This window comes from Ciceribacter azotifigens (assembly GCF_048159625.1).
Classification (GTDB): Bacteria; Pseudomonadota; Alphaproteobacteria; order Rhizobiales; family Rhizobiaceae; genus Allorhizobium; species Allorhizobium azotifigens.
In genome coordinates this window covers 1-1,831 of sequence record NZ_JBLQTA010000058.1, presented here as the reverse complement: position 1 = coordinate 1,831, position 1,831 = coordinate 1, and the positions used below count along the sequence as shown (strand labels likewise).

The window sequence follows — 1,831 nt, the reverse complement described above, 5'->3', positions numbered from 1 at the left end:
ACGCCTGTTGGGTGAAGACGGTTTTCCCCAAGGCCCGTGGACGCCGGAGCTGCTGGCGGATGCCATCTCAAAGATCGACGCCAACCGTGTCGGAGTGGATCTTCGCACCGTCCAGCTCTGGTTTCAGGAGAATGACAAAGGCATCAGCCCGGCCAACATTCGCTGGCTGGCACGCATCTTCGGTTGCGACGATCGCGAGGCGACGAATGATTGGCTGAATGAGCTCAGCTCGGCCCAAGCGCGCCTGACCGCCAGGCGGCGGGATCAAAAGAAGACCGGCGGCTCGACTGCGACTGCCCTGCGTGTGCCTGATACGTCAGCGCCAGAAAAAAACCAGGTTCCGCTAACGCCCGTCGTCTCGGTGGACCTTCAAACCATGCCAGCGGAGCGGCCAAGGGGTTTGGCAATCAAGACCGAGGCGATTTTCTCGCACGGATCACATCTGAACTTGCCGGCCTGGATCTTCGCCGGTTCGTCCGCCCTCGGATTCCTCTCTTACATTTTGGGGATCCACAGCATCACCTATGTGCGCGCGGATGGTATCGAGAAGCAGGTTGGCTTCCTCTGGGCACCGAACTGGACCTTCCTGTTCATGGTGCTGTTGCCACTGTTTTTCGCCGTCGTCATCGAGCTTCTGGGTTTCTGGAAGCATGATGGCCGGCTCAGGCTACTGGCGGACGCTGATCGTGTAAGAAGCGGCGACGCCTGGACGCTACATTTGCAGGCCAACTCACAGACCTATTGGGCAGTTTTCCTGATCTGCATATTATTCGCGGGCGTGGTGCAATGGATCGGCGTGCAGCTTATCCCTCTGCTTGAGCAAGCGCAGGATTTTGCCCCAAGCTGGGGGACGATCGGTATCATCAGGCCGGATATCCTATCGACGCCGGCGGCAATCGTATTTACCGCCCTTGCCTATCTCTACATGTCCACAAGCTTCTACCTGCTGTTCGCTGGCCTGATCCTGCTGCATACGATCATCCATGATCTATGGAAGCTTAAACGCGGAACTGAACTCCTTGGCGAGCAGAGAGCCTGGCCGGACACCAGTGAAATCGGTCTGCGGATCATGCGCGGGGTCTTCAGATGTTCCGTGCTCGTCGTCCTTGCCGCCATCTGCATGAAGGCACAAAGTGCCTATCTCGCATCGCAGGGCCCGGATTTCGTGACATGGCTGGTCCGCGATGTCTGGGCTGCGCTGGCAGATTACGACGATGGAGATAGGACCTTCGATTACATCATGCCCACACACTACAGCAGCTTGCTCGTCGTGCTTTCGACCTGCAGCGTCTTTGTGTATGGAGCAATCCGCTTGGGGGATGATCGGCGGCTTCGTTCCCCCCTGTGGAAGATGTCTGCGGTGATCGGTTTGCTTTTCGTTTCATACATGTTGATCGACGCGTTCGATGGTTTCTCTGTTTTGCTGATCGTTACCGCGCTCATTGCGACCTATGGTCTATTCGATCCGGCGTTTGAGTCAGCTTGGCGTGCCCGTGAGATAAGAGGCGACAGCCATGTTTCATAATTGGCTGGATCGTTGGGACGAGGGGCGCGCACAGCGCGGCGAAGGGGCCAAGAAGACCACGGACCTCATTCTGGACGCCGATCGTGCATTTCCCGGCATGGGGGCGGCTGAAACGCTAGAGGGGTTTTGCGTTCTCGCGGAAAAGTCCGCCGTTGATCCGGGCTTTTTTGAGCCGCCTGATGCGAGCGATCAAAGCTTCGAGCTGCAGGATGGCTGGCTGACATTCCCTTCAGACGTTGCAACCGATGTTGCTGAAAACAACATCGTCCGGGCGAAAATTACCGAGAGCGGAAAGCGCGATCAGGC

Annotated in this window: 1 protein-coding gene and 1 pseudogene; both read left to right on the top strand. The window is 57.5% G+C overall.

The annotated features are described in order from the left end of the window. A partial coding sequence (locus tag ACM6UT_RS23230; protein WP_416799633.1) for an RcgA family putative transporter occupies positions 1 to 1,525 on the top strand: 1,525 nt, incomplete at its 5' end. Beyond that, a pseudogene (locus ACM6UT_RS23225) lies at positions 1,515 to 1,831 on the top strand (dienelactone hydrolase-related enzyme); the annotation flags it as partial. The gene ACM6UT_RS23230 and the pseudogene ACM6UT_RS23225, both read left to right, overlap by 11 nt.